Source organism: Azospirillum cavernae, from assembly GCF_003590795.1.
Classification (GTDB): domain Bacteria; phylum Pseudomonadota; class Alphaproteobacteria; order Azospirillales; family Azospirillaceae; genus Azospirillum; species Azospirillum cavernae.
This window is the reverse complement of the sequence record NZ_QYUL01000001.1, coordinates 1,650,886-1,676,580: the sequence shown is the minus strand read 5'-3', so window position 1 is coordinate 1,676,580 and position 25,695 is coordinate 1,650,886. Positions and strand designations below refer to the sequence as shown.

Here is a 25,695-nt window from a genome sequence, read left to right as displayed (position 1 = left end):
AAAAGGTTATTGTGTAAAATCCGCGACAGATTCGCTCCCTGGATATTTCAGCGCAGCAACAAGTTTCATCTTTTCTGAAACCTCCCGTCTCTTTAGATTGGCATTTGTTTCGGTGTCCACGCGGTTGGACGCTCGAAGAACTGCATTCTTTGCACAACCTTTCGTTCGGTTTTTGCAGGCTGCTGGACGGATTTCACCAGACGGACCCCTTTGGGGGGCCTAGGAATCGGCAGGGACGATGGCACGACAGGATGTTCCCCTGACGGGGGTGGAGCGGTTTTTCGACGCCGATGAGGTCATCGTTTCCAAAACCGATTTGAAAGGGCGGATCACCTACGCCAACCGGGTGTTCCAGCGCGTCGCCGGGTATGGCGAGGCGGAGTTGATGGGCGCGCCGCACTCCATCGTGCGTCACCCGGCCATGCCGCGCTGTGTCTTCAAGCTGTTGTGGGACACGCTGGAAGCCAAGCAGGAAATCTTCGCTTACGTCATCAATCGGGCGCGCAACGGCGATCATTACTGGGTCTTCGCCCATGTGACGCCCAGCTTTGACGCGGGCGGGCGTGTGATCGGCTACCATTCCTCCCGCCGGGTTCCGGACCGTTCGGCGGTGGACAAGGTCGTGCCGCTGTACCGCACGCTGCTGGACATTGAAAACAGCCACGCCGACCGCAAACAGGGCATGGCGGCGGGCTTCGCCACGGTGGTCGGGCTGCTGACCGAGAAGGGGATCGGGTATGACGAATTCGTCTTCTCTCTTTAAGGCCGCCGCCTGCACCGCTCTGGCCGCCGCTCTTCTGGTCGTCCCGCTTCTGGCCGACGCCATCGGCTTTGGCGGCGGCGCGCTGCGTCTTGGCTTCGGCGTCGGGGCTTTGGCGGCGCTGGCCGGGGCTGGGCTGTTTCTGAACCGCAGCGGCGCGGCGGTGGCGCAATTGGTCGAGGTCAACCGCGCGGTGGCGCGGGGCGATTTCGAGGCCCGCGTCATCGGCATCCGCGAAGGCGGCCCGTTGGGCGAGTTGATGCACGCCACCAACGACGCCATCGACCGCACCGACGCCTTCGTGCGCGAGGCGACCGCCTCGATGAAGTGCGTTTCGGAACACAAATACTTCCGCCGCATTGTTGAGCGCGGCATGCAGGGCGGCTTCCTGCACGCCAGCCGCACCATCAACGCGGCGACCGACAGCATTTCCAAAAAGGTGGCGGGCTTCGCCGGGGTCGCCGCCCGGTTCGAGGGGCAGATCAAGCGCGTCTGCACCGAGGTGGCGGACACCGCCCACCAGTTGGAGCTGTCGGCGCGGACCATGGAGCAGGACGCCGATCAGGCCTGCGCCAAGGCCTCCTCCGTCGCGTCCACAGCGGCGCAGACCGGCTCCAACGTCGGCAGCGTCGCGGCGGCGACGGAACAATTGTCGGCCTCCATCGGTGAAATCGCCCGGCAGGTCGAGGAAATCGCCAAGGTGGCCGAAGGCGCGGCGGGCGAGGCGGAACGCTCCAACGCGCTGGTGGCGCAACTGTCCGGTGCCGCGCGCACGGTGGGCGAGGTCGTCACCCTCATCAACGACATCGCCAGCCAGACCAACCTGTTGGCGCTGAACGCCACCATCGAGGCGGCCCGCGCGGGCGACGCCGGCAAGGGCTTCGCCGTGGTGGCGAACGAGGTCAAACGGCTGGCCGACCAGACGGCCAAGGCGACCGGCGACATCGCCAGCCAGATCGCCGGGATTCAAAACTCCACCGATCAAGCGGTCGGCTCCATTCTTGGCATTGGCCGCACCATTCACACGATCAACGGCATCGCGGGCGGCATCAGCGCCGGGATCGAGCAACAAGGCGCGGCGGTTCACGAGATCGTCGCCAACATGGAACAGGCGGCGGCGGGCACCCGGACGGTGTCCAACGACATCCGCGACGTCACCGAAGCGGCCAGCCGCACCAGCGGCGCCGCGCACGCGGTGTTCGCCGCGTCCGAACGGATGGCGGTCGAGGCGGATGGCCTGACCCGCGATGTTCAGACCTTCCTGGATGAGATGGGCCGCGCCGCCTGATTGGCGGCCTCTGCCCATGGATTGAGCACACCCGTGTTGCGTGTCGGTGCGTTGCGATATGAAAGCAACGAATTGACGGGCGGCACGGGTTTTTTGTTTCGTGTCGATCCCAAAAATATGTTACATCGCCGCAACATATGGACCCTGTTCACAGGCTGTTGTCTTTTGTGATGCCGGAATGCCCGAAAAGAAGGCAAGTCATCGCAGGAGAGAACCTTTGTGAACGAATGATCGGGGCTGGTGCGGAGGGGGCGACTCCGCAGGAATGGCCGGATTTTGGGTCAGTGTGGCGGCGCCGTGACGCTTGGCACGGCTTTTGATTAGATAGGGAATGAACGAGACGGTCATGGCGGGGGACGAAAAAATGAGCATGGCGGGCACCGATCTGTTCGAGCTGTCACGCGGCGTGCTGGATGTGGCGTCGAAGAAAGTGACGCTGATCGAGGACATCACCCGCCGCACCAAAATGCTGGCGATGAACGCGCTGATCGAGGCGGCGCGGGCGGGCGACGCCGGGCGCGGCTTCGCCGTGGTGGCGAACGAGGTCTCGGAGATCTCGACCCAGGTCAACAGCATCACCAAGGAATTGCGCTCGGAGATCGTCGCCCGCGTCGATCATCTGACCACCACCGGCAGCGCCATGGTGCAGGAGATGCACGGCAAGCGGCTGGCCGACCTGTCTTTGAACATGATCGAGATCATCGACCGCAATCTGTACGAACGCTCCTGCGACGTCCGTTGGTGGGCGACCGACAGCGCCGTTGTCGATTGCGCCGCCGACCCGACGGAGGACGCGCGCCGCCACGCCGCGCACCGGCTGGGCGTGATCCTTGAATCCTACACGGTGTATCTGGATCTGTGGATCGCCGACCGGAACGGCGAGGTCATCGCCAACGGCCGCCCCGACCGTTACCGGCAGGCGCGCGGCGCCAACGTCGCCAACGAGGCGTGGTTCCGCCAGGCGATGGCGACCAGCAACGGCGGGGAGTTCATCGTCGGCGACGTCGCCCGCAACGGCTCGCTGGACGACCGCGTCGTCGCCACCTACGCCACCGCCATCCGTCGCGACGGCGAGGCGAACGGCGAGGTTCTCGGCGTGCTCGGCATCTTCTTTGATTGGGAGCCGCAGGCCGCCGCCGTGGTTCAAGGCGTGCGGTTGGAGGAGCATGAGCGGGAACGCTCGCGCTGCCTGCTGCTCGACGCCCGCCATCGGGTGATCGCCTCCTCGGACGGGCGCGGCATCCTGACGGAAAGCCTGCCCCTGCGCCGGGGCGGCGGGGTGATGGGCCATTATGTGGACGGCAACCGGGTTCTTGGTTACGCCCTGACGCCGGGCTATGAGACTTACAAGGGGTTGGGCTGGTACGGGGTCATCGTTCAGGAGCGGTGACGCGCTTTCCGGCTCACGGATGGGTCGATCATCGACAGGGGCCGGGATACACTCCCGGCCCCTGTCGCGTTTTGGCCTGGAGCGTCGTCTCATGCCCACCCCTGTTTCCTCCGTGCGCCGTTTGACGGTTCGTTGCGAACGCTTTCTGATTCGCGGCGCCTTTCGGATTTCACGCGGGGCCAAGACCGAGGCCGCCGTGGTGGTGGCCGAGGTGACGGACGGCCCCCATCGCGGCTGGGGCGAGTGCGTGCCCTACGCCCGTTACGGCGAGAGCGTCGAGGGGGTGATTTCGGCGCTGGAGGGACTGGCCGAGGCCGTGGCCTTGGGGATGGACCGCGCCGGGCTGGCCGCCGCCTTGCCGCCGGGGGCGGCGCGCAACGCGCTGGATTGCGCCCTGTGGGATCTGGAGGCCAAACAATCGGGCGCGCCGGTCTGGCGGGCGGCGGGGTTGGCCGTTGCGCCCGGCCCGCTGACCACCTGCTACACGCTGAGCGTCGATGAACCGGCGGCGATGGCGGCGGCGGCGCGCGAGCGGGCGGCGCGCCATCCCCTGTTCAAGATGAAGCTGACCGGCGCGGGCGATCTGGAACGGGTGGCGGCGGTGCGGGCGGCGGCCCCGGCGGCGCGGCTGGTGGTGGACGCCAACGAGGGCTGGACGCTGGAGCAACTCCACCAGTTCGGCCCGGCGCTGGCCGCGCTGGGGGTGGAGATGATCGAACAGCCGCTTCCCGCCGGGCAGGACGAGGCGCTGCGCGGCGTGCGCTGTCCGGTGCCGCTGGGCGCGGACGAATCCTGCCACGGCGTTGAGTCGCTGGAAGGGCTGAGGGGGCTGTACCAAGTGGTCAACATCAAGCTGGACAAGACCGGCGGGCTGACGGAGGCGTTGGCGATGCGCCGGGCGGCGGACGCGCTGGGCTTTGACGTGATGGTCGGCTGCATGGTCGCGACGTCGCTCGCCATGGCCCCGGCGATGCTGGTCGGGCAGGGCGCCCGCTATGTCGATCTCGACGGCCCGTTGCTGCTGGCCGAGGATCGCGCGCCGGGTCTGAGTTATAACGGGGCCGTTGTGCAGCCCCCGGCGCCGGAGCTGTGGGGGTAGGGAGACGCGTTGCTGCGTCGGGGTTTTCCCCCTCCCCATCCCTCCCCCGCTGCGCGGGAGAGGGGGCCGGACCTTTGTCAGCGCTCAGCGGCAGTCCCCTCTCCCGCGTCAGCGGGGGAGGGTTAGGGAGGGGGCAATCCGGCGTCGACCTCTCCCGCCAGCGCGTTGACCTTCGCCGCCATGATGAAGTCGTTCTCGTGCAGGCCGTTGATCTTGTGCGACCAAAAGGACACGCCGCAATAGCCCCAGCCGTAACGGAGGTCGGCGTGATGGCCCTCCGCTTCGCAGACGCCGCCGACCTGGACGGCGAAGCTCTGCGCCTGGGCGAAGTCGGGGAAGCGGAACTCCCGCTCGACGCGGTCGGGGCTGCTCTTCAGGCTCCAGCCCGGCACGCGCGGCAACAGGGCTTCGGCGGCGTCGCGGTCCAGCGCCGGAACGCCGCCCCGGCAGGGTTCGCAGCGTTGGGCGGCCAGATCGGATTCTTGCGTGGTCATGGGGAGCGCTCCTGTGGTGGCGGCTCGGGGCGGAGTGGGGTAGACAGACGGTTCTGAAGAGTGGGGACGCCGCGCCCCCTCGGCAAGCCCGCCCGACCTGTTCCGTTCCGCTCCGTTCTTTCCGCCGGACCACCGATGACCAACCCCGCTTTGCAAGACCTGCCTTTCGCCGATTACCAGTTTCCGACCCGACACGTGGACGGCCCCCGCGTCGCCATCGTCGGCGAGGCCCCCGGCGCGGAAGAGGCGCGGTTGGGCATGCCCTTCGTCGGGCGCAGCGGGCGGATGCTGGACGAGGGGTTGGCGGCGGCGGGGATCGCGCGGGGCGAGTGTCTGGTCGCCAACGTCTTCCGCCGCCAGCCGCCCGGCAACAAGGTCGGCCATTTCTTCGCCTCCCGCGCCCGCGCCAAGCGTGAGGGGCGGGCGTTGGATGAGCGGTGGGGGGTGTTCGGAACCTCGGATCGCCTGCTGGCCGACTACGCCGGGGAGATCGTGCATTTGCGCGACGCGCTGGCCGCTTTCGCGCCACGAGTCATCATCGCGGTCGGGCGCACGCCGACCTGGGCCTTGACCGGGCGGAACGGCATTCTCAGCCTGCGCGGAACGCCGCTGCCCTGCCGTCTGCTGGACGGTGTTCTTGATGGGGTCGAGGTGGTCCCGACCTTCCACCCCAGCTATCTGATGCGGGGCAACTGGCCGGAGGTCCCGGTGTTCCACGATGATTTGCGGCTGGCGCGGTCGCGGGCGGGATGAACGCTTGAGTGAGCCTTTGCGGACTCGGTAGGGAAAGCTTTCCCTTGACCCCTGCGAACTCCGCATAGGTTTCATCGCTCTCTGTCCAGGGGCGACGCTGCTCGCCATTCGCTCCTCGGGCAGGTTGCCGCTCCGGTGTCCATGGCACGGCGATTTTGACGCAGGGAACCGCCATCCCGGATGCTGAAGAAGGCTCCCCCAAGGATTTGGAAGCGGCACGCTCGACAAAAGCCAATTTCGGCGCTGAAACAGTGAGAGCCGACGACCATCAAATTCTTAGAATGAAAATACATACATAGTAATGGCATTGATTTTCGATGATTGATTGAGATTTAACGACAGTATCATTTGACGCACTGAATATTATCAAATTATCCTTTCATGGTGAGCGGAGAGAAGCAGTCACAGGACACCTTCCGCAACGGAAATTCATTCCTTTTCCGAAGGCCGATTACCCATTGACGTCGCTCTTCCCCGATGTGGATCGCGAAGGATAATATTGTCATGACTGAAAACACCAACCGACCGCAGAGCAACGGCGCGCAGCCCAACATTCTGCTGATCTCCGTCGATCAATACCGCTATCCGCGCTTTTCCTATGGTCCCAATGGCGGACTGGCGGAACCGCTGAAGCGGATCCTGGGATTCCGGGGCGAGGCGGATGTGGGCGAGAACGAATACGCCCGCTTCTTTCCCGGCCTGACCCGGTTGCGCAGGAACGCGGTGGCGCTGCACAACCACACCATCGCGTCCAGCGCCTGCACCCCCAGCCGTGCGGTGATGTTCACCGGCCAGTACGGCAACCGCACCGGCGTGACCCAGACCGACGGCATGTTCAAGGATGGAAACGCGGCCCAATTCCCGTGGTTGGAGGCCGACGGCCATCCCACCCTGGGTCATTGGATGCAGGCCATCGGCTATTCCTCCCATTATTTCGGCAAATGGCATGTCAGCAACCCGGCGGGCCATTCGCTGATCCGTTATGGCTTTTCCGATTGGGAGCTGTCCTATCCCGAACCCCATGGGGCGGCCATCAACAATCTGGGCATCTACCGCGACGCCGGTTTCGCCGACAACGCTTGCCTGTTCCTGCACCGCCGTGGGCTGGCGCTGCCCTACAATTACGGGGTTTCGGCGGACGAGGCCCGGCCCGGCCCCAACACCCCCGCGACTGACGCCGCCCAGCGCCCGTGGTTCGCGGTGGTGTCCTTCACCAACCCCCACGACATCGCCACATATCCCACGGTGATTTCCCAGGCCCTGCCGCCGACCGATGGAAGCACGGCAAAGACCCAGTCGGTGTTCGGCCCGCTCGACGTGCCCCTTCAGGGGCAGTCGTCGCTCCCGCCGACCGGGGGCACCATGTCGATGCCGCTCAACCCGCAGGGATTCCCGCAGGATTGCGCTGGCCAGATTCCCACCTGGAATGAGGATCTGTCGACCAAGCCGTCATGCCAGTTCGACGCCGCCTACAAGATCGGGCTGGCCCTGTCCGCCAAGGCGAGCCACGGCGCCGTCAGCGCCGCCGGGAACGTGGCCGGGACCGCCGACTGGGAAGCTGCGGTGGCGTTGGCCCTGAAATTCACCATTCCGTTCCAGCTCTCCGAGGATCCGGAGGGGTACAGCATCCAGCTCCTGCAATTCTATGCCTGGCTGCATTCCCAGGTCGATCCCCAGATCAACCGCGTGCTCCAGGCCCTGGAGGATTCCGGGCAGGCCGAGAACACCATCGTGCTCTTCGTGGCCGACCATGGCGAGCTGGGGGCGGCCCACAACATGATGCTGGAGAAGTGGCACGTCGCCTATGAGGAGGCCGTGCATGTGCCGATGGTCGTCCGGTTCCCGGCCTCGATGGGCGGCGACGGGACCACGCTGCGGCATGTGGATGCCGTGACCAGCCACGCCGACCTCGTGCCCACCGTTCTGGGCCTGACCGGCGTCGGTCGGAAGGCTCTGGACAAGGCGGAGGCCGAACTGGCCAAGCGCCACACCATGGCGCCGTTGCCCGGCGTCGACCTGACCCCGGTGCTGAAGACCCCCGGCACGCCGGTGACGTACCCCAACGGTCAGCCGCGCGAAGGCGTGCTGTTCATGACCGACGACGAGGTGACGCAGCCAGCCGACAAGGGGCGGATCACCCAGCCCGACTATTATGGCGCGTATGAGGTGTACTGCCAGACCGTCGAGGCCGTCCGCACCGGCGCCTTCAACGTCAAGGAGGTGCCGGAACTGTCCCCCGGCCCGGTGCGCCAGCCCAACCACATCCGGTGCGTGCGCGCCGACAACGCCAAGCTGGCCCGCTATTTCGACCCGTCGAACCCGCTTCTGCTGGAATGGGAGATGTATGATCTGAACCGGGATCCGAACGAGGAAACCAACCTCGTGCAGGTGATCGGGCAAGCCCCGACGGCGCGCGCCGACCTGGAGAATCTGCCCAACTGGTACGACGCGGCGGCGGTTCAGGCCGAAGCCGACCGCCTCGCCGCCCTGCTGGTGGATGTGGAGCGGCGGGCGGGGCTGGACGTTCAACCGGCCGTCCCGGCCTAAGGGTCTGAGCGGAATAAAGCGGCGTGATTTCATCGACCTAGGGGCTGCCGCCCCTAGGTCGATGCGGGACGTCAGCCTTCGATCTTCGAGAAATCGGCCACCGCGTTCAACGTCGCGCGGATTTGCGTCAGCAGGCGCAGGCGGTTGGCGCGCAGACCCGAATCGTCGGCGTTGACCGTCACCTTGGTGAAGAAATCATCCACCGGGCCGCGCAGGTTGGCGAGCGCCGCCATGGCGCCGGTGAAATCCTCCGCCGCCAGCAGCGGGGCGGCGGTCGCCGACGCGGCGTTCAGGGCGGCGAACAGCGCCTGTTCTTCGGCGAGATCGAGACGGGCGGCCTCGACCGGCTGGTCGAACGACGCGCCGTCCTTCTTCTCTTCGATGCGGACGATGTTGGAGGCGCGCTTGTAGGCGGCCAACAGATTCGCCCCCTCGTCGGAACCGACGAAGGCCTGCAACGCCTTGACCCGCGCCAGCAGCCGCACCAGATCGTCGCCGCCGCCCAGAGCGAACACGGCGTCCACCAGATCATGCCGCACGCCCTGCTCGCGCAACACCACCTTCAGGCGGTCGGCGAAGAAGGCGATGAGGTCGCCGCTGACGCTGTTCGACGCGGCGAAACCGCCGACGGTGTAAGCGCCGTGCGCGGCGGTGAACACCGCCGACAGCGGCAGGCGCAAGCCATTCTCCAGAACCAGCCGGATCACGCCCAGCGCGGCGCGGCGCAGCGCGTAGGGGTCCTTGGACCCCGTCGGCTTGTCGTCGATGGCGAAGAAGCCGACCAGCGTGTCGATCTTGTCGGCCAGCGCCACGGCGACGGAGACTGGGGCGGTCGGGCAGTTGTCGGACGGGCCGAGCGGCTTGTAATGGGCGGCGATGGCGTCGGCCACCTCGGCGCTCTCGCCCTGGCCCAGCGCGTAATAGCGGCCCATGATCCCCTGAACTTCGGGGAACTCGCCGACGACTTCCGTCACCAGATCGGCTTTGCAAAGCAAGGCGGCGCGGCTGGCGGCGTCCACGTCGGCACCGATGGTCCGGGCGATTTCGGCGGCCAGCAACTGGACGCGCGTGACCTTCTCGGCCACCGTGCCGAGCTTGGCGTGGAAGGTGATTTTTTCCAGCGCCGGGACGCGGGCTTCCAGCTTGGTCTTGCGGTCCTGGTCCCAGAAGAATTTGGCGTCGGACAGGCGGGCGCGCAGCACGCGCTCGTTTCCGGCGACGATGGCCTTGCCGCCATCCACCGTTTCGGTGTTGGCGACGACGATGAAGCGCGGGGCCATCTTGCCCGCCGCATCCAGCGCCGCGAAATATTTCTGGTGCGTCCGCATCGAGGTGATGAGCACCTCCGACGGCACGTCCATGAAGCTTTCGTCGATGGAGCCGATCAGCGTGACCGGCCATTCGACCAGCCCGGCGACCTCGTCCAACAGCGCCTCGTCCGGCGACAGGGTCAGACCTTCGCGGGCGGCCAGCGCCTCGGCGTCGGCCTTGATCTTGGCCTTGCGGGCGTCGCGGTCCAGCACGACCTTGGCGGCCAGCAGCTTCGCCTGATAGTCGGCGAAGCTGTCCACCGTGAAGGCGTCGGGGGCGAGGAAACGATGGCCGCGCGTGCTGTTTCCAAAGACGACGCGCGGCTGCGTTCCACCAATCTCGAAACCGCCGTCCAGGATTTTGCCGCCAAACAGGGCGATGATCGAGTGCAGCGGACGGACCCAGCGCACCGTGCCGGTGCCCCAACGCATGGATTTCGGCCAGGGCAGGGCGGCCATCACGGTCGGGATGATCTCGGCCAACACCTCGGCGGTGGCGCGGCCAGCCTTTTCGGTGACGGCGAAATAGAACACACCCTTCCCGGTGTCGCGCTGCTCGCACTGGTCGAGGCTGGCCAACCCGGCGGATTTCAGGAAGCCGACGACCGCCTGTTCGGGCGAACCGACGCGCGGCCCCTTCTTTTCCTCGCGCACGTCGGCGGTGCGGTCGGGCAGGCCATCGACCACCAACGCCAGACGGCGCGGGGTGGAATGGGCGGCGGCGGCGGTGAAGCTCAGGCCGTTGGCGGTCAGCGCGTCGGTGACGAGGCGCTTCAGATCGTCGGCGGCCCGCGCCTGCATGCGGGCGGGGATTTCTTCGGAGAAGAATTCGAGCAGAAATTCGGTCATTTACTTGGCCCCCGTCCAGACTTCGCAGCAGGCCTTGGCCAGCGTGCGGACGCGGCCGATGTAGGCGGCGCGCTCCACCACGCTGATGACGCCGCGCGCGTCCAGCAGGTTGAACAGATGGGACGCCTTGATGCATTGGTCATAGGCGGGCAGGGCCAAATTCTGGCCGACCAGCGCCTGACACTCGGCCTCGGCGTCCTTGAAATGCTGAAGCAGCATGTCGGTGTTGGCGTACTCGAAATTGTGCTTCGAGTATTCGATTTCGGCGCGCTTGAAAACGTCGCCGTACTTCACGCCCTGCCCATTGAAATCCAGGTCATAGACGTTCTCCACGCCCTGGACATACATGGCCAGACGCTCCAGCCCATAGGTCAGCTCGACCGCGACGGGGTCGCATTCGATGCCGCCGACCTGCTGGAAATAGGTGTATTGCGTGACCTCCATGCCATCGCACCAGACTTCCCAGCCCAGGCCCCAGGCGCCGAGCGTCGGGCTTTCCCAATCATCCTCGACGAAACGGATGTCGTGCAGCGACGGGTCGATGCCGATGGCGCGCAGGCTGTCCAGATACAGCGCCTGCGGGTCGGCGGGCGACGGCTTCATAATCACCTGATACTGGTAATAATGCTGAAGCCGGTTGGGATTCTCGCCATAGCGGCCATCCTTGGGCCGACGCGACGGCTGGACATAGGCCGCCTTCCACGGATCGGGGCCGAGCGCGCGCAGCGTCGTCGCCGGGTGGAAGGTGCCGGCCCCCACCTCCATGTCGTAGGGCTGGAGAATGACGCAGCCCTGCTCCGACCAAAACTGGTGAAGCTTGAGGATCAGAGCCTGAAACGACAGGCCGCGACTGTCGGCGGAAGTCCCGCTCTGGGAGGCCATGGACGGTCCACAAAAAAGAAGGTTGAAAGCGCCGCAAGATAGGCGGGCGCGACGGCGGAATCAAGCCGGACCCGAATCCGCAGGACGCGGCGCGGCGCTCAACGACCGTAGGGGCAGGCGGATCGTCCGCAGGACACGGCGGAGCGCGGGGCGACGTAAGCGCCGCATTCCGGGCATTTTTCCATATCCTCCGCGTCGGTCGGGCTGGCGGCGCGGGGGGTGAAGGGGGAGCCGGTCGGGGCGGCGGCGCCGTTTCGGCGCGCCTCCGTGCGGGCGCGGCCAATGGTCTGGACGCGGGCGACCCAGCGCCAGCCGAACCAGACCAGCGCGACGACGATCACGAGAAGAAGAAGTTTGGGCAAGGACAGCATCGCGGAAACCGCCGGTGTGGACCCGACGCCGCCCGTCGCGACGGGGGATCCCGGAACGGCGCGGCGTCGGTGTTCTGGCATTCAGCCCGGCGGGCGGGTGAAGTCAAGCGCCGTGGTTACTTCGAGGCGACGGCGGGCCGCCATGTGAAGGTCGGGGTGACGCCGTAGGTCTTGGCTGGATCGGCCTGCCGCAGCGTGCGGACCAGCATTTCGGCGCCCGAGGCGACGGGAAGATCCTGACCGATCAGACCGCAATCGGTGGTGACGATGTTCATGCACTCCACCGCGTCCACCCGCGTCAGCACGATGGCGAAGGGGTAGCCGTTGCGGACATAGACGCTGACGGTGCCCGGCATGGTGGTCGCCGTGCGGATGGACAGTGTGCCCGCCGTCAGAGCCTCGTCCCCCGGCTTGGTCGGGCGCTGGTTGGCCTGCTCGGTCCATTCCGGTTGTGCGGCCGCCGACATGGTCTGCGCGAAAGCCGGGGTCGTCCCCCCGCTCAACGCCAGCGCCGCGCCGCCAATGGCGGCCAGGGTCAAGACGGACGTGCAAAGACGGATCATCATGGTTTCTCCTTGTTGAGGGCGCCGAAGCGCCATCGTCCCTCCACTATAAAGAGGCCAGCGGAGGTTTTGTTCCCATTTTATCGAGCGAATGTGGCTGGGTTAAGGCTGCCGCGCGGTGTGGAGGGTTGCTGGTTTCGCTGGTTTTTCGCACTGGACGGGCATTCGCTGCTTGTGGAAGGTGGTCGTGGCAAGCGTCTGTGATGGTTTTTTCGCCTGTTTGTCGATCGGATCGCGCGTTGCGGCGTTGGAGTGTTGGCCATGATGTGCCGGAAGGGTGAATGGTGAAAGTTTTGCGCAATGTGGTGCTGGAAACGCCCCGGTTGATTCTGCGCCCGACGGAGGCGGAGGATTTCGAGGGGTGGGCCGCGATGATGGCGGACGATGAAACCACGAAATTCATTGGCGGTTTGCAAGAGCGCTCGGTGGCGTGGCGGGGCTTTCTGACCATGGCGGGGGCCTGGACCATTCAGGGATTCGGCATGTTTTCGGTGATCGAGAAAGAGTCCGGCGACTGGATTGGGCGCGTTGGGCCGTGGATGCCCGAGGGGTGGCCCGGCAGCGAGGTTGGATGGGCCATAGAGCGCAACCGATGGGGGCGGGGTTACGCCGTCGAGGCCGCGACCGCCGCCATTGATTGGGTGTTCGACACGCTGGGTTGGGACGAAATCATCCATTCCATCGTTCCCGACAACATCGCCTCGCAGGCCGTCGCAACCCGGCTGGGATCCCGGTTGCGGGGAATTGGGCAACTGCCAGCTCCGTTGGAGATGATTGAAATCGACATCTGGTCGCAGACCCGTGAGGAGTGGCGCGCGCGTCGGGGGCGGTCGTAAGGCGCGCGCCCCGCCCCGCCCCGATTCGCGGCGGCGGTTGTGAGCGTTCTTCTCGTTGATTGGTCGATGCGTCGGCTGTGCGGGGCGCCGTGATCGAGGGTTCTGATTTCCCAAAATGGAACCGAATCCGAAACAACCGCATATTTCCAGTGGCAACGCGTGTTCGCGTGGTTTTAAAAATTGAAATAATCTCCCGAGGAAACATTGCTTATTGGAGAAACGATGGAATCGTTGGATGCTTTTGTATCGCATTGCGCATCTCGCGATGAAAATCGAATGACCAGGAGTTGATAATATGGTTCTCACTGCGCTGGAGCTTGTAAAGCGGATGGCGACGGATCTCGAATTTCGGGATCGGTTGAACGGTTTGACAGACAAGCGTGAACTGCTTGAGCAGAGCGGCTTTGATGGCGTGACGGCTGCCGACATTGCTCCCGCCGCTGCGGGCCTGTTTCGCGGCGCAAGCGATGAGCGTGGCGTGACCACCTCTCAAATCGAGTTTCAGAGTGAGACGGCGCCGCAATCCGCCGCGTCCTCCGCCGCTGCGTTTGGTCAACCTGCGTCCTCCGCCGCTGCGTTTGGTCAACCTGCGTCCTCCGCCGCTTGGTTTGGTCAGCCCGCGTCTTCCGCCGCTTGGTTTGGTCAGCCCGCGTCCTCCGCCGCTGCGTTTGGTCAGCCCGCGTCCTCCGCCGCTTGGTTTGGTCAGCCTGCGTCTTCCGCCGCCGCGTTTGGTCAGCCTGCGTCTTCCGCCGCTGCGTTTGGTCAACCTGCGTCCTCCGCCGCCGCGTTTGGTCAGCCTGCGTCCTCCGCCGCTGCGTTTGGTCAGCCCGCTTCCTCCGCCGCTTGGTTTGGTCAGCCCGCGTCCTCCGCCGCTTGGTTTGGTCAGCCCGCGTCCTCCGCCGCAGCGTTTGGTCAGCCCGCGTCCTCCGCCGCTGCGTTTGGTCAGCCTGCGTCCTCCGCCGCAGCGTTTGGTCAGCCTGCGTCTTCCGCCGCTGCGTTTGGTCAGCCTGCGTCCTCCGCCGCTGCGTTTGGTCAGCCCGCGTCTTCCGCCGCCGCGTTTGGTCAGCCCGCGTCCTCCGCCGCAGCGTTTGGTCAGCCCGCGTCCTCCGCCGCAGCGTTTGGTCAGCCCGCGTCCTCCGCCGCAGCGTTTGGTCAACCTGCGTCCTCCGCCGCTGCGTTTGGTCAGCCTGCGTCCTCCGCCGCAGCGTTTGGTCAGCCTGCGTCTTCCGCCGCTGCGTTTGGTCAGCCTGCGTCCTCCGCCGCTGCGTTTGGTCAGCCAGTCGCTGGAGCGAGCCGCCATACGGCAGAGCAGACGCCGGTTCAACGGGTCAAAGCGCGAGCGGCGCGGATCGGCGCCTTGTCGAATCGGTGGCTTTCGGCTGCGGCGGGTTCGCGTAAAGCCGTTTCGCGTCGGCGCGTTGCTTTGGCCGCTCGTCTGAACCTCAAGCAGGCTGAGCGTTTCCCGGAGGCGATGGACTGTCTGGACCACAGCGCTGCGTTTGCGGTGGTGGCGTCGGAGGGCCTGTCAAAAGGCATGAAGTCGCCAATTCTGAATTGAAAATTCACCAAATCTTCGAGTGTTTTTTGCTTGTGATGGCGGTGGCGGGGCTGCGTGCAGCCTCGCTGCTTGCAATTAATCAAGGGGTTCGTGATTTTTTGTGTCTTTGGAACTCTGCGGAAATATTGCAATCGCCTTCTAATGCACTCTTTTGTTTTTCCAAACACCCTCAATGAAGCGCTCAAGGTTCAGTCTGATGTTGTTGATTTCATGCTGTATGCATTGCAGTCTTTTTGTAATAAAGAGGTGACGGTGATGAGGGCGGACAAGTCTCAATAATGGATTTTATGTTATCGTCAAGGATATTGGTGGAGGGATATACGCGCTAAGGATGAAATTTTCCTAGGATGCCTTGTTTTTAATTTATATAGTGTCCGCGATTGCCGCTATCCCACCGGCAAAGCAAAATAAGAGGGCAGGAATGGCGAACGAACGGGCACTCGATCTTATTAAGCGACTCGCGACCGACAGCGATTTCCGTGATCGGTTGAACGCTCAGGACGCCAATGGCAAGCGTGCGCTGCTTGAGCAGAGCGGCTTTGAAGGGGTCGGGGCGGAGGATGTGCGCTCGGCGGCGGCTGACGCGTTCCGCAGCCTGACGGATGGAAGCGGTGGGGTGGACGTCGGCGTCGCCGCCGAATCGATCGCCACGGCGGCCACGATTGCGGCTGGTCAGATCGCCGGTGGCACGATTGCGGCAGGCCAGATCGCTGCGGCACGATTGCGGGCGGCCAGATCGCTGGCGCACGAGCGGCGGCCAGATCGCTGGCCGGGCGGCACGATTGCGGCGGGCCAGATCGCTGGCGGCACGATTGCGGCGGGCCAGATCGCTGGCGGCACGATTGGCGGCTGGTCCAGATCGCCGGTGGCACGATTGCGGCTGGTCAGATCGCCGGTGGCACGATTGCGGCTGGCCAGATCGCCGGTGGCACGATTGCGGCTGGTCAGATCGCTGGCGGCACGATTGCGGCGGGCCAGATCGCTGGCGGCACGATTGCGGCGGGCCAGATCGCTGGCGGCACGATTGCGGCGGGTCAGATCGCTGGCGGCACGATTGCGGCTGGTCAGATCGCTGGCGGCACGATTGCGGCGGGTCAGATCGCTGGCGGCACGATTGCGGCTGGTCAGATCGCTGGCGGCACGATTGCGGCTGGTCAGATCGCTGGCGGCACGATTGCGGCTGGCCAGATCGCCGGTGGCACGATTGCGGCTGGTCAGATCGCCGGTGGCACGATTGCGGCAGGCCAGATCGCTGGCGGCACGATTGCGGCTGGTCAGATCGCCGGTGGCACGATTGCGGCGGGCCAGATCGCTGGCGGCACGATTGCGGCTGGTCAGATCGCTGGCGGCACGATTGCGGCGGGTCAGCCTGCTGGTGGTCCGATTGCCGCTGGTTCGATTGCGGCAGGCCAGATCGCCGGAGGCACGATTGCGGCGGGTCAGCCTGCTGGTGGTCCGATTGCCGCTGGTTCGATTGCGGCTGGTCAGATCGCCGGTGGCACGATTGCAGCGGGTCAGCCTGCTGGTGGTCCGATTGCCGCTGGTTCGATTGCGGCTGGCCAGATCGCTGGTGGCACGATTGCAGCGGGTCAGCCTGCTGGTGGTCCGATTGCCGCTGGTTCGATTGCGGCGGGTCAGATCGCTGGCGGCACGATTGCGGCGGGTCAGCCTGCTGGTGGTCCGATTGCCGCTGGTTCGATTGCGGCAGGCCAGATCGCCGGTGGCATGATTGCAGCGGGTCAGCCTGCTGGTGGTCCGATTGCCGCTGGTTCGATTGCGGCAGGCCAGATCGCCGGTGGCATGATTGCAGCGGGTCAGCCTGCTGGTGGTCCGATTGCCGCTGGTTCGATTGCGGCTGGTCAGATCGCCGGTGGCATGATTGCAGCGGGTCAGCCTGCTGGTGGTCCGATTGCCGCTGGTTCGATTGCGGCTGGTCAGATCGCCGGAGGCATGATTGCGGCGGGTCAGCCTGCTGGTGGTCCGATTGCCGCTGGTTCGATTGCGGCGGGCCAGATCGCTGGCGGCATGATTGCGGCGGGCCAGCCTGCTGGTGGTCCGATTGCCGCTGGTTCGATTGCGGCGGGCCAGATCGCTGGCGGCATGATTGCGGCGGGTCAGCCTGCTGGTGGTCCGATTGCGGCTGGTTCGATTGCGGCTGGTCAGATCGCTGGTGGCATGATCGCGGCGGGTCAGATCGCTGGCGGCACGATTGCGGCAGGCCAAATCGCCGCCGGTTCAATCGCAGGCGGCGCGATTGCCGCTGGTTCGATTGCGGCGGGCGCGATCGCTTCCGGCGCCATTGCGGCGGGAGCCATCGCGGGCGGAGGCATCGCGGCGGCGACTCCGGCGCCGGATGCGGGCGCTGCGCCGGTTGGCGCGGTCGATCCGACGAAGGTCGACTGACGGTGTTGCGGCGCTCCGCCGGGTTGGCTCCAGGGAACTGGCGGCCCAATCCGGCGGGGCGCCGCGCCCTCGCTCACATCCGTCCGAACGCTCTGGCGCTGTTTGAGCTTTTCCAGACCGCCTGATAAGACAGGGTGTTGCGGATAGGCCTGTCTCACATCCTGTTCCGTTCGTCGCGTCCGCCAACGCCATGAATCGTGCCGGGGCGTCGCGTCCCCATCCCCGACCGACCGGAGTCGTTGATCCTGCCTTACCCGATGACCGACAGCCCAACGTCGCCGCAAGCCGAGCCGGGGATCCGGTTGGGCGATGCCGTTCACCGCGCCGCCAAGCGCTTCTTTCTGGGCACCCACCGCACGGCGACGCCGGAAGAGACGCTTGCGCGCATCGCGCCCCATTTGGGCCGCTGCGGCATCACCCGGCTGGCCGACGTGACCGGCCTGGACCGGCTGGGGATTCACACCGTGTTGGGCCACCGTCCCAACAGCCCGACGCTGTCCGGCAGCGCGGGAAAGGGCTTCAGCTTGGCCGCCGCCACGGTGTCCGCCGCGATGGAGGCCATTGAGTTCCATCATGCGGAAACCATCCGCCTGCCTTATGTCGAGGCGAGTTGGAACGATCTGCCCGCCGACGCGCGAATCCCGGTGGAACGTTTGCCCGGCACCAAGAACGGTTCTTTCCGCGCCGACCGTCCGGAATTCTGGGCGTGGGGTTGGGATCTCATGAACAACCGGATGGTGGCGGCGCCGTGGGCGTCGGTGGCGCTGCTCGGCAATCCGGTGGCGCGACCGGGGCTGCGCAGTTTCTACGCCATGGGAACCAACGGGCTGGCCAGCGGCAACCATGTTTTGGAGGCCATCGCCTCGGCTCTCTATGAAGTGATCGAGCGCGACTCCGCCGCCTGTTGGCGCTACGCCGCCCAGGCGCTGGGTTGGCCGACGCCGCGCGTGGATTTGAGCACGGTGGACAGCCCGGTGGTGCAGGACCTGCTGCGCCGCTTTGACGAGGCTGGCATTTGCCCGTTGCTGTTCGACCTGACCGCCGACATGGGCGTTCCCACCTACCTCTCCATCGTCTATGACCGCGATGTGCGCAAAAGTGGCATGCATCGGGGCTATGGCACGCATCTGGAGCCAGCGGTGGCGATGTCGCGGGCGCTGACCGAATCGGTGCAGTCGCGTCTGGTGCTGATCGCCGGATCGCGCGACGACTTCTTTCGCCGCGATCTGCAACGCAACCAGAACGCCGACGGCGCGGCGGAGGTGGCGGCGATGGAAAGCCAACCGGCGACGGCGGACGCCCGGCGCTTCACCAACCAATCGACCCCAACCTTCGAGGGCGACATCACCCGGCTGCTGGCGGCGTTGCGACGGGGTGGGGTGGAGCAGGTTCTGGTGTTTGACCTGACGCAGGAGGAGATGGGCATCCCCGTGGTCCGCGTTGTGGTCCCCGGCCTGGAGGGCTATGGTTTCGACTTCTACACGCCGGGCGCCCGTCCGGTGGCGTTCGCCAACGCGCTCGCCACCCACGCCGCGACCCAGGCGGGAGCCGCGTCATGAAGATTTGCGTCTTTCTTGGGCCGACCATGCCGGTTGAGGACGCGCGGGCGATTCTGCCGGACGCGGTCTATCTGCCGCCCGCCTCGCAGGCCGATCTGCTCAGCGCCATGACGATTCACCGGCCCGACGCGATCGCGCTGATCGACGGGGTGTTCGGGCAGTCTCTGTCGGTGTGGCACAAGGAAATCCTCTTCGCGCTGCACAGCGGCGTCGCGGTGTATGGCGCGTCGAGCATGGGCGCGCTGCGGGCGGCGGAATGCTTGCCCTTTGGCATGATCGGCTTCGGCGTTGTGGCGCGCGACTATGTCGAGGGCCGCTTGACGGGCGATGACGAGGTCGCGCTGGCCCACGCTGGGGCGGAAGACGGCTATTTTCCGCTGTCGGAGCCGCTGGTCAATCTGCGCGCCAGTCTGGCGGCGGCGAAGGCCGCCGGGGTGATCGACGCGGCGCTGCACGAGCGGTTGCTGGTGGCGGCCAAGGCGCGCTTTTTCCCGGAGCGCACCCGCGACCGCATTTGGGCCGACGCCGGTCTGACGGTTGAAGAGGCGGCGCGGCTGGACGACTTCCTCGCCAGCGGATCGGTGGACCAGAAGCGGCTGGACGCCGAGGGGCTGCTCGCCCATCTGCGCGGGTTGGATCAGGCGCCGCGTCCGGCCCCCTTCAGCTTCAACGCGTCCCATTATTTCGAGGTGCTGTACGAGCGGGATCGGCGCGTCGCCCATGGCGGCCACAGCGCGCCCTTGTCGGAAATCGCCAGCCACGCGGCGTTGCACCGCCCCGACTTCGCCGAGATCAACGCGGCGGCTCTGGGGCGGCTGTTGATCGCCCAACTGGCCGATGTCGTCGGCGTCGCCGCCGGACCGGCGGAGATCACCGAAGAGGTGCAGCGTTTCTGCGCCTCGCGCGGGATTGTCGACCCGGTCGGGCTGGCCGACTGGTGCCGCCGCAACGATCTGAGCGACCCGGAATTCTCGGCGCTGATTGCGGAGTTGGCGGTTGAGCGGGCGATGCGGCGCTGGTTGGTGTCCCGCCGCTACCTCGCCCGCACCACCAAACCCGTGCTGAACGAGTTGCGCCTGCGCGGTTTGTATGAACAGACCGCCAGCGAGGCGGCCTTGATCGACCGGGTGACGCAGTTGCATTTCGGCGACGCCAGCCGCCAGCCGCCGGGCGCGCTGGAGGATCTGCTGGCCGATCATCTGGCCAACACCCAATGCCGGATCGACGCCCCGGCGGAGGTTTGGGCGCAGGAGTATGGCTTTAAGGACGGCCATGATCTGCGCATTGATTTGATGCGCGCCAAGCAGGTCCGTGATCTGTTCCGCCAATTGGCCAAGGAAGCCGAAGCGGCGTTGAGCAAGGAGGAGGTCGAGGCATGAGTGACGTGACGATCCGCATTCCGACGCCGCTGCGCGGCTTTGTCGGCGGGCGCGACCAGGTGGCGGTGCCGGGCGCGACCGTGCGCGAGGCCCTGTCGGCGCTGACCGCTGGGCAAGCGACGTTCCAGGACCGGCTGTTCACGGCGGAGGGCGATTTGCGCCGCTTCGTCAATGTCTATCTCGGGCGGGAGGATGTGCGCCGTTTGGGCGGGCTGGACGCGCCGCTGCCAGCGGGAGCCACCTTGACGGTGATGGTCGCTCTGGCGGGCGGTTGATCGGGTGACGGCGACGCGGCCCAGTGGCGCGTGAGGAGGGTTGCATGAGCTTGAAGGATCGGCGGCTTGCGGAGCTGCGCGCCCGTGTTCCAGAGGTTGGCCCGGCTGAGGCTTTGGCCTTGCAACAGGCGGGCGCCCTGCTGATCGACGTCCGCGAGGATGAGGAGACGGCGACGGGCAGTCCGGTGGCGGCGGTGCGCCTGCCGCGCGGCTTCCTGGAATTGCGGATCGAGGAGAAAGCGCCCGACGCCAGCCGGACCTTGGTGCTGATGTGCGCCGGTGGCGCGCGGTCGCTGTTCGCGGCGGAGGATTTGACGCGGTTGGGCTACGGCGATGTCCGGTCGCTCGCCGGGGGCTTTTCCGCCTGGAAGGCGGCGGGCCTGCCGGTGGAGACGCCGCCGCAACTCGACGCGGCCCAGCGCGAGCGCTACCGCCGCCATTTGACCATGCCGGAGGTCGGTGAAGCCGGTCAGCACCGTCTGTTGCGCAGCCGCGTCGCCCTGATTGGCGCTGGCGGGCTGGGGTCGCCCATCGCCTTGTATTTGGCGGCGGCCGGGGTCGGTCGTCTGACCCTGATTGACGACGACAAGGTGGAGCGCAGCAATCTGCAACGGCAGATCCTGCACGCCGAAAGCCGTCTGGGCCAACGCAAGGTGGACAGCGGGCGGGCGGCTCTGCTCGACCTCAACCCGACCATCGAGGTGGTGGCGCACGACACCCGGCTGGAGGCTGGCAACGTCCTCGATTTGCTGGGCGGTCACGACGTGGTGGTGGATGGGTCGGACAATCTGCCGACGCGCTATCTGGTCAACGACGCTTGCGTGACGTTGGGCGTTCCCAATGTCTATGGGGCGATTTTCCGCTTTGAGGGGCAGGTGTCGGTGTTCGGCGGCGCGACGCCGGGCGCGCGCCCTTGCTACCGCTGCCTGTTTCCCGAACCGCCCCCGGCGGAATACGCGCCATCCTGCGCGGAAGCGGGCGTGTTGGGGGTGTTGCCGGGCGTGATCGGCACGATCATGGCGGCGGAAACGATCAAGCTGTTGCTGGGGCTGGGCGAACCGCTGGCCGGGCGTCTGCTGCTGTATGACGGTCTGCGCGGCGAATTCAACGAGATCGCCGTTCCGGTCGATCCCGAATGCCCGTCTTGCGGGCCGGGCGCGTCGGTCGCTTTGACCGATCTGGCGGCGGTCTGCGGGGTGTGACGATGGGCGCCCTTTTCCGGCAGGGAAAGGGCGCTCTCCGGTTACGCGGCCTGCTTGTCAGCGATGATCGAGTTCACCAGCTTTTTCAATTCGGTGAAATCCACCGGCTTCGTCACCAGATTGGTGGCGCCGTTGTCAAGCGCGCGGCGGCGGTTTTCGATGTCGCCATAGGCCGTCACCATGATGACCGGAACCTCTGGCGTCTGCGCGCGCAGCCGTTGGAGCAGATCCAGCCCGCTCATGCCGGGCATGTTGATGTCGCTGAGCACCAGGAAGGTTTCCGGGGTCAGACCGACGTCCAACGCTTCCAAGGCCTGCTCGGCGGATGCGGCGAAATGGAAGGCCACCTGCCCGCTGCGCAGCTCCGCACGGAAACGTTGCCGGAACAAATCTTCGATGTCGGGTTCGTCGTCAACGACAAGAATACCCAGGGTCATGGCTTGCGGCGCTCCCCTAGCGACACCGCCGGAATGGCGCGTGGCAGCGTGATCGTGAACTCTGCGTGGTCGTTCTCAACGCTGGCAACGTCAAAGCGACCCCTATGTTGATGTACCACGATGTCATAGCTGAGCGAAAGTCCTAAGCCTGTTCCTTCTCCTGTTGGCTTGGTTGTGAAGAATGGCGTGAAGAGTTTCGCAATTACCGCCTGTGACATCCCGACGCCATTATCACGAACGCGAATTTCTATTTTGTCGCCGCAATCAGACGTCGCTATGGTGAGCGTGGGGTGATAGTTGGGGTCTGCTTCGGCTTGCTGACGTTTGCGCACCGCATAGAAGGAGTTGGTGAACAGATTGACCAGAACGCGGGAAATGTCCGGGGGAACGATTTTCACCTCGCCGACGTTTGGATCGTAATGGCGGATAAAACTGGTGTTGAACTCGCGATCCTGGGCGCGCACCGCGTGATAGGCCAGGGCCAGAGCCTCTTCGACCAGTGGATTCACGTCGGTGCGCTGCCATTCGCCGCCGCCGCCGCGTGAATGGGCCAGCATGCTTTTGACGATGTTGTCGGCGCGACGGCCATGGTCGGCGATCTTGCGCAAGTTGCTGTGCAGACTCGACACCAGATCCTTGGCCTCGGCCTGGGCGTCCTGGTCGAGCCGATTGTCCAATGGGCCGAGCAAACTCAGCAGTTCATCCAGCAATTCGCTGGTCAGTTCAGCGAAATTGTTGACGAAGTTCAGGGGGTTTTTCAGTTCATGGGCGATCCCGGCGGTGAGCTGGCCCAGGGAGGCCATTTTTTCCTGAACAATCAGTTGCTGCTGCGTGTCGCGCAGCTCTTCCAGAATGGATTCGGCGCGCTCCTTGGCTTCGCGCAGCTCGTCTTCGATTCGTTTGCGTTCGGTGATGTCAACATGGGTGACGACGATGCCGCCGTCGGCGCGCGGCGCGGTGCGGATGTCCAAAACGCGTCCGCTGGGAACCCGGCGCTCTGAATTGATGACGCCCTTGACCTGGAACAACTTGCGGATTTCCGAGATTTTATCATCCTCGGTGCAATCGCCGTAATCGCCGCGCTGGTGGTTGTAGCGCAGCATGACGTCCATCGGCGTGCCGGGTGGGAACAGGCCGGGGGGATAGTCCCACAGACGCAGCAACTCGCTGTTCAACCCTTCCATCCGGCCTTCACGGTCGAGCATCAGGACGCCGTTCGGCATCGCGTCGATGGCGGCCTGGAGCCGTTGCCATTGATGCGGCAATTCGGTGAAGCCGATGTGGGGGCGCACTTGCGCCAGCATCTCCATCACCGCCGGCTTTCCGCCCCAATCAATCGGCTCCAGCACCTGATCGAACCACTGGACGCTGTTGTCGGCGCGCCGCCGCTTGGTGCGTCGGACGTCGGCGCGCGTCAGGCCGGACAGGCATTGGTCATAGGCCTGACGCTCGGAGAAGAGGGCGTCGTCGGGCACAAGCCGCATCACGCTGGGCAGAACCAGCACATCGTCGGGGGCAAGATAGCCCAGCAGATGGGCCAGCCCCTCGTTGCAATGGAGGATGTCCTCGCCGCGATGGACCAGCAGGCCGGGCATGATCGACATGACCTGATCGCGGTAGAGTCGGGCGCTGTCGAGCGTGCCCTCCACCGTGACGGGGGGATCGATGGTGCCGTCCAGAAGGTGCTCGCCGCTGTGGTCAGGAGCGTTCATGGCCGTGCTGTGTCCCGATGCCGTTTGTGTTCGGTCATTGTTGTGCAGGGACGGCGGCGATGCAATCAGGACGGCGAGGCGCGTTCGAGCAAGCGGGTGAAAAGCCTGTGCGATCCGCAAGCAGGTTTTCCGAACTCTGCCCACACATGGGCAGGCTCGGAAAACCTGCAAAACAGAGAGTCCGCAGGTTTCTCCAGGCCGGGCCATGTGTGGCCCGATCTGGAGAAACCTGCTTAGGCTTTGATGAATCGGCTCTAAGGCGCGTCGAGCGGCAGGCGGAGGATGACGGACGTCCCACAATCAGACGCGCTGTCGATGTTGATTTCCCCCGCCAGCTTGCCCGTCACCAGATTGAACACGGCGTACAAGCCCAACCCCATGCTGCCCGCGCCGCGCCGGGTCGTGGCGAAGGGCTGGAACAAGCGCGGCAGGATTTCCGTTGGGATGCCGCGCCCATTGTCGGACACCCGCAACTCCACCCGCTCATCGCTCAACAGGCGGGCGGTCACGGCCACGTGACCGCCTGGATGATGGTCGGGGTCGAAGGCGTGGGCGAAGGCGTTGGTCAACAGGGCGATCAACACCTCGGTCAGCGCGCCGGGGTAGGTGTCCAGAACCAGACCGTCCGGGCATTCCAGCCGCAGATCATGACCGATGGCGGCGGGTTGAACGCGCACCGCCAGGATGATGTCGGACAGATATTCGCGCAGGTCGAAGCGGCTGCGCGGCGACGACGCTTTGCCCTCCGTCACCAGCTTCAGGCTTTGCACCAGGGCCGCCGCGCGTTCGATGTTGGACACCAGCAGGCCCGACACCTCGCTGGCGGTGCCGACATACTCCTGAAAGTCGCTTTTGCGGAGCAGCCCGCCGTTGAAGGTCAGGATGATCGCCTCGGAAACATTTTGCAGATGGGTGGCGGCGGTCAGCGCGATGCCGACCGGCGTGTTGATCTCGTGCGCCACGGCGGCGATCAATTCACCGATCACGGCCATCTTTTCCGCGCGGATCAGGTCGCTTTGCATGCGTTCCAGATCGCTCAACGCCTTTTCCGCCGCTTCCTTGGCGCTGCGCAGCGCCTCGGCCTGGACCTTGCGTTCGGTGATGTCGTAGAGCCAGACGATGTAAACGGCGCGCCCTTCATAGACGGTGTGGTCGAAGGACATAATCATCCAGACCGTGCGGCCGTCGTCGCGGACGAAATGAATTTCGTCGTTGCGGATCGCCTCGCCGTCGCGGGTCCGATTGGCCGGGCGGTCGCGGTCCTCGACATGGCGGAACAGGGCGTCGGCCCCGCGCTGGCGCATGGAGTCGGGCGTGGCGCCGAACAGTTCGACGCAGCGCTGGTTGCTGTAGAGAAGCTCCCCGGCTTCGGTCAGGATCGACACGCCGATTGGGCTGGTGTCGAGCACGCGGCGCAACCGGGCGGCTTGCGCGCGCGACGCGGCTTCCGCCGTGCGGGTTTCCTGCAAGGCGTCGCGCAGTTTGCGCACCGTCTTGCAGGCGTCCAGCGTCTTGTGGATGGTGGCTTCGAGGTCGGCGAAATCAATGGGCTTGATGATGAAGTCGAAGGCGCCGCGATTCATCGCGGCCCGAACATTGCCCAAATCGCCATAGGCCGAGACCATCACGGCGCGGATGTCGGCGTTCACCTGCGGCAAATGGTCCAGCAGGGTCAGGCCATCCATGCCGGGCATGTTGATGTCGCTCAACACCATGTCGATGTCGGGTTCGGCGCGCAACGTCGCCAACGCCTCCTGCCCGTTGTGGGCGAAGAGGAACTCCAACTCTCCCGCACGGACGGCGCGGCGGAAGCGCTGCATAATCAGCGCCTCCACATCCCGCTCGTCATCGACCACCAGAATCTTGCCCATCCCGCTTCCCTAACGCCAACCCGCTGAATCAGCGAATCGTTTTTGCGGGACCGTTCCCCGAACGCGGCCAGCCGACAGAGCGCGAACACCCCGTGCCGTTCGCCGCCCGAAGCCGGAACCGTCGGTCACACCATAAGCGCGGATTGCGCCAACGGGA

21 protein-coding genes are annotated in these 25,695 nt (G+C 65.6%); 11 read left to right on the top strand and 10 right to left on the bottom strand.

Annotated features, from left to right (window positions below; genetic code table 11):
* Positions 1 to 238: 238 nt before the first annotated feature.
* The 4 genes from D3877_RS07600 (at position 239) to dgcA (ending at position 4,537) form a co-directional block, all read left to right on the top strand.
* Positions 239 to 763: a PAS domain-containing protein gene (locus D3877_RS07600; RefSeq protein WP_119830057.1), complete on the top strand. Its 525-nt coding sequence runs from the start codon at positions 239 to 241 to the stop codon at positions 761 to 763.
* Positions 738 to 2,048, top strand: coding sequence for a methyl-accepting chemotaxis protein (locus tag D3877_RS30810; RefSeq protein ID WP_119830056.1), 1,311 nt, complete (start codon positions 738 to 740; stop codon positions 2,046 to 2,048). Before D3877_RS07600 ends, D3877_RS30810 begins: the two co-directional genes overlap by 26 nt.
* 346 nt (positions 2,049 to 2,394) lie before the next feature.
* A complete protein-coding gene (locus D3877_RS07590) occupies positions 2,395 to 3,438 on the top strand; it encodes a methyl-accepting chemotaxis protein (RefSeq protein WP_238474773.1) in 1,044 nt (347 codons plus the stop codon).
* A 91-nt stretch (positions 3,439 to 3,529) separates the two neighbouring features.
* Positions 3,530 to 4,537, top strand: coding sequence for an N-acetyl-D-Glu racemase DgcA (dgcA, locus tag D3877_RS07585; protein WP_119830055.1), 1,008 nt, complete (start codon positions 3,530 to 3,532; stop codon positions 4,535 to 4,537).
* A 122-nt stretch (positions 4,538 to 4,659) separates the two neighbouring features.
* Here the strand turns inward: dgcA and D3877_RS07580 are convergent, their stop codons facing one another.
* A complete protein-coding gene (locus D3877_RS07580) occupies positions 4,660 to 5,031 on the bottom strand; it encodes a 4a-hydroxytetrahydrobiopterin dehydratase (protein WP_119830054.1) in 372 nt (123 codons plus the stop codon).
* Between the two features lie 135 nt (positions 5,032 to 5,166).
* On the opposite strand from D3877_RS07580, the gene D3877_RS07575 reads away from it, so the two are divergent.
* Positions 5,167 to 5,784 carry a uracil-DNA glycosylase gene (locus D3877_RS07575; RefSeq protein ID WP_119830053.1) on the top strand — a complete coding sequence of 206 codons (618 nt, stop codon included), beginning with the start codon at positions 5,167 to 5,169 and terminating at the stop codon, positions 5,782 to 5,784.
* A gap of 504 nt (positions 5,785 to 6,288) precedes the next feature.
* A complete protein-coding gene (locus D3877_RS07570; protein WP_119830052.1) occupies positions 6,289 to 8,331 on the top strand; it encodes a sulfatase-like hydrolase/transferase in 2,043 nt (680 codons plus the stop codon).
* A gap of 71 nt (positions 8,332 to 8,402) precedes the next feature.
* Here the strand turns inward: D3877_RS07570 and glyS are convergent, their stop codons facing one another.
* The 4 genes from glyS to D3877_RS07550 all read right to left on the bottom strand — a co-directional run bounded on the left by glyS (position 8,403) and on the right by D3877_RS07550 (position 12,309).
* Complete coding sequence (gene glyS / locus D3877_RS07565) at positions 8,403 to 10,490, bottom strand: glycine--tRNA ligase subunit beta (RefSeq protein ID WP_119830051.1); 2,088 nt, start codon at positions 10,488 to 10,490, stop codon at positions 8,403 to 8,405.
* Positions 10,491 to 11,372 (bottom strand): glycine--tRNA ligase subunit alpha, encoded by an 882-nt coding sequence (locus D3877_RS07560; protein ID WP_119830050.1) that lies wholly within the window; start codon positions 11,370 to 11,372, stop codon positions 10,491 to 10,493.
* 98 nt (positions 11,373 to 11,470) lie between these two features.
* The gene (locus D3877_RS07555; protein ID WP_119830049.1) at positions 11,471 to 11,743 is read right to left on the bottom strand and encodes a hypothetical protein; all 273 of its coding nucleotides are present in this window, start codon (positions 11,741 to 11,743) and stop codon (positions 11,471 to 11,473) included.
* A 116-nt stretch (positions 11,744 to 11,859) separates the two neighbouring features.
* Positions 11,860 to 12,309 (bottom strand): hypothetical protein, encoded by a 450-nt coding sequence (locus D3877_RS07550; RefSeq protein ID WP_238474772.1) that lies wholly within the window; start codon positions 12,307 to 12,309, stop codon positions 11,860 to 11,862.
* A gap of 278 nt (positions 12,310 to 12,587) precedes the next feature.
* Here D3877_RS07550 and D3877_RS07545 point away from each other — a divergent pair, with 278 nt between their 5' ends.
* A complete protein-coding gene (locus D3877_RS07545) occupies positions 12,588 to 13,142 on the top strand; it encodes a GNAT family N-acetyltransferase (protein WP_119830048.1) in 555 nt (184 codons plus the stop codon).
* A gap of 208 nt (positions 13,143 to 13,350) precedes the next feature.
* Here D3877_RS07545 and D3877_RS29320 read toward each other — a convergent pair whose 3' ends face one another.
* Positions 13,351 to 13,908, bottom strand: coding sequence for a hypothetical protein (locus D3877_RS29320; protein ID WP_147395103.1), 558 nt, complete (start codon positions 13,906 to 13,908; stop codon positions 13,351 to 13,353).
* Positions 13,909 to 15,372: 1,464 nt separating this feature from the next.
* Positions 15,373 to 16,923, bottom strand: coding sequence for a hypothetical protein (locus D3877_RS07535; protein ID WP_119830046.1), 1,551 nt, complete (start codon positions 16,921 to 16,923; stop codon positions 15,373 to 15,375).
* Between the two features lie 377 nt (positions 16,924 to 17,300).
* Here D3877_RS07535 and D3877_RS07530 point away from each other — a divergent pair, with 377 nt between their 5' ends.
* Genes D3877_RS07530 through moeB form a run of 4 tightly spaced genes read left to right on the top strand, consistent with a single transcriptional unit; the run spans position 17,301 to position 21,518 of the window.
* Positions 17,301 to 18,662 carry a YcaO-like family protein gene (locus D3877_RS07530; RefSeq protein ID WP_238474771.1) on the top strand — a complete coding sequence of 454 codons (1,362 nt, stop codon included), beginning with the start codon at positions 17,301 to 17,303 and terminating at the stop codon, positions 18,660 to 18,662.
* Positions 18,659 to 20,041 (top strand): TfuA-like protein, encoded by a 1,383-nt coding sequence (locus D3877_RS07525; RefSeq protein ID WP_119830044.1) that lies wholly within the window; start codon positions 18,659 to 18,661, stop codon positions 20,039 to 20,041. Before D3877_RS07530 ends, D3877_RS07525 begins: the two co-directional genes overlap by 4 nt.
* Positions 20,038 to 20,316, top strand: coding sequence for a MoaD/ThiS family protein (locus D3877_RS07520; protein ID WP_119830043.1), 279 nt, complete (start codon positions 20,038 to 20,040; stop codon positions 20,314 to 20,316). Before D3877_RS07525 ends, D3877_RS07520 begins: the two co-directional genes overlap by 4 nt.
* 44 nt (positions 20,317 to 20,360) lie before the next feature.
* Positions 20,361 to 21,518: a molybdopterin-synthase adenylyltransferase MoeB gene (gene moeB / locus D3877_RS07515; RefSeq protein ID WP_119830042.1), complete on the top strand. Its 1,158-nt coding sequence runs from the start codon at positions 20,361 to 20,363 to the stop codon at positions 21,516 to 21,518.
* 41 nt (positions 21,519 to 21,559) lie between these two features.
* Here moeB and D3877_RS07510 read toward each other — a convergent pair whose 3' ends face one another.
* The 3 genes from D3877_RS07510 to D3877_RS07500 are packed head-to-tail and all read right to left on the bottom strand — an operon-like array spanning position 21,560 to position 25,538.
* The gene (locus D3877_RS07510) at positions 21,560 to 21,955 is read right to left on the bottom strand and encodes a response regulator (RefSeq protein WP_119830041.1); all 396 of its coding nucleotides are present in this window, start codon (positions 21,953 to 21,955) and stop codon (positions 21,560 to 21,562) included.
* The gene (locus tag D3877_RS07505) at positions 21,952 to 23,874 is read right to left on the bottom strand and encodes a PAS-domain containing protein (protein ID WP_238474770.1); all 1,923 of its coding nucleotides are present in this window, start codon (positions 23,872 to 23,874) and stop codon (positions 21,952 to 21,954) included. The genes D3877_RS07510 and D3877_RS07505 overlap by 4 nt, the downstream gene beginning before the upstream one ends.
* 47 nt (positions 23,875 to 23,921) lie before the next feature.
* Positions 23,922 to 25,538 carry a hybrid sensor histidine kinase/response regulator gene (locus tag D3877_RS07500; RefSeq protein WP_119830039.1) on the bottom strand — a complete coding sequence of 539 codons (1,617 nt, stop codon included), beginning with the start codon at positions 25,536 to 25,538 and terminating at the stop codon, positions 23,922 to 23,924.
* Between the last annotated feature and the right edge of the window lie 157 nt (positions 25,539 to 25,695).

What these genes read in the sequence shown, in the direction of transcription:
- D3877_RS07580 (WP_119830054.1), bottom strand. Translation starts at nt 5,031, where the DNA reads ATGACCACGCAAGAATCCGATCTGGCCGCCCAACGCTGCGAACCCTGC.
- D3877_RS07555 (WP_119830049.1), bottom strand. Translation starts at nt 11,743, where the DNA reads ATGCTGTCCTTGCCCAAACTTCTTCTTCTCGTGATCGTCGTCGCGCTG.
- D3877_RS07510 (WP_119830041.1), bottom strand. Translation starts at nt 21,955, where the DNA reads ATGACCCTGGGTATTCTTGTCGTTGACGACGAACCCGACATCGAAGAT.
- D3877_RS07560 (WP_119830050.1), bottom strand. Translation starts at nt 11,372, where the DNA reads ATGGCCTCCCAGAGCGGGACTTCCGCCGACAGTCGCGGCCTGTCGTTT.
- D3877_RS07545 (WP_119830048.1), top strand. Translation starts at nt 12,588, where the DNA reads ATGGTGAAAGTTTTGCGCAATGTGGTGCTGGAAACGCCCCGGTTGATT.
- D3877_RS07570 (WP_119830052.1), top strand. Translation starts at nt 6,289, where the DNA reads ATGACTGAAAACACCAACCGACCGCAGAGCAACGGCGCGCAGCCCAAC.
- D3877_RS07590 (WP_238474773.1), top strand. Translation starts at nt 2,395, where the DNA reads ATGGCGGGGGACGAAAAAATGAGCATGGCGGGCACCGATCTGTTCGAG.
- glyS (WP_119830051.1), bottom strand. Translation starts at nt 10,490, where the DNA reads ATGACCGAATTTCTGCTCGAATTCTTCTCCGAAGAAATCCCCGCCCGC.
- moeB (WP_119830042.1), top strand. Translation starts at nt 20,361, where the DNA reads ATGAGCTTGAAGGATCGGCGGCTTGCGGAGCTGCGCGCCCGTGTTCCA.
- D3877_RS30810 (WP_119830056.1), top strand. Translation starts at nt 738, where the DNA reads ATGACGAATTCGTCTTCTCTCTTTAAGGCCGCCGCCTGCACCGCTCTG.
- D3877_RS07500 (WP_119830039.1), bottom strand. Translation starts at nt 25,538, where the DNA reads ATGGGCAAGATTCTGGTGGTCGATGACGAGCGGGATGTGGAGGCGCTG.
- D3877_RS07520 (WP_119830043.1), top strand. Translation starts at nt 20,038, where the DNA reads ATGAGTGACGTGACGATCCGCATTCCGACGCCGCTGCGCGGCTTTGTC.
- dgcA (WP_119830055.1), top strand. Translation starts at nt 3,530, where the DNA reads ATGCCCACCCCTGTTTCCTCCGTGCGCCGTTTGACGGTTCGTTGCGAA.
- D3877_RS07525 (WP_119830044.1), top strand. Translation starts at nt 18,659, where the DNA reads ATGAAGATTTGCGTCTTTCTTGGGCCGACCATGCCGGTTGAGGACGCG.
- D3877_RS07575 (WP_119830053.1), top strand. Translation starts at nt 5,167, where the DNA reads ATGACCAACCCCGCTTTGCAAGACCTGCCTTTCGCCGATTACCAGTTT.
- D3877_RS07550 (WP_238474772.1), bottom strand. Translation starts at nt 12,309, where the DNA reads ATGATGATCCGTCTTTGCACGTCCGTCTTGACCCTGGCCGCCATTGGC.
- D3877_RS07600 (WP_119830057.1), top strand. Translation starts at nt 239, where the DNA reads ATGGCACGACAGGATGTTCCCCTGACGGGGGTGGAGCGGTTTTTCGAC.
- D3877_RS07505 (WP_238474770.1), bottom strand. Translation starts at nt 23,874, where the DNA reads ATGGCCCGGCCTGGAGAAACCTGCGGACTCTCTGTTTTGCAGGTTTTC.